Genomic DNA, 686 nt, shown 5'->3' on the forward strand with positions numbered 1-686 from the left:
GTAATGACAAGCGTATTTCCCTGTTGGACCAGATCAATATCGGACTGCGCAAACCCCACAATTGCCATGCTGATGCGGTACCGGTCCTCGCCTGTCTTCTCGATATTGTAGGGCGGCCAGTCAGGCCGAACGCTGCTGTCGATCATATCGAGCAGCCGATCGAAGCCGACGGTGGAACGAAACAGGGGAGTAAAGTCGTAAGTCCTCATCACCACATCCTCCAAAAAGCAACATGGTATCCGCTGCTTGAGCGGCATTGCGTCGATCCCTCAGGCCTCGACACGCAGCGACATAAATCTGCCTGAAATGCTCTTCAATACCCTCTATATAACATTCCTGTGAACGCAGCGCGTGTTGCATAACTCCGGCAAGTGCGCCTCTTTTGGCGCTAAGGTTGCGGCTTACGAAGCGGCTTACCCGTACCTGAGAATGTCAGCCCCCTCATGCTGGAGCAACCACGTCGTCGGTGCGGCTTTATTGATGACATGACCAACTTCGATCTCAGACGCTTCACCGAAGCACAAGGACCGGTCTACAAGCAGGTCTGTCGCGAGCTTGAGGCTGGAAAGAAACGCACCCACTAGATGTGGTTTGTTTTCCCGCAGCTTCGAGGACTGGGACAAAGTCCAGCGGCCCAGTATCTTGGACTCGGTGGGCTGGAAGAGGCTCGTGCTTACCTTGCCGAT

The 686-nt window shown here is 54.5% G+C and carries 2 pseudogenes; one reads left to right on the forward strand and one right to left on the reverse strand.

Annotated elements, in window-relative coordinates:
- Positions 1 to 209: pseudogene (locus GSQ76_RS31985) on the reverse strand (heat-shock protein); the annotation flags it as partial.
- Positions 210 to 485: 276 nt separating this feature from the next.
- On the opposite strand from GSQ76_RS31985, the pseudogene GSQ76_RS32790 reads away from it, so the two are divergent.
- Positions 486 to 686, forward strand: a pseudogene (locus tag GSQ76_RS32790) (DUF1810 family protein); the annotation flags it as partial.

Origin of the sequence: Acidisphaera sp. L21 (assembly GCF_009765685.1) — a bacterium.
In the GTDB taxonomy this organism is placed as follows: Bacteria; Pseudomonadota; Alphaproteobacteria; order Acetobacterales; family Acetobacteraceae; genus LMUY01.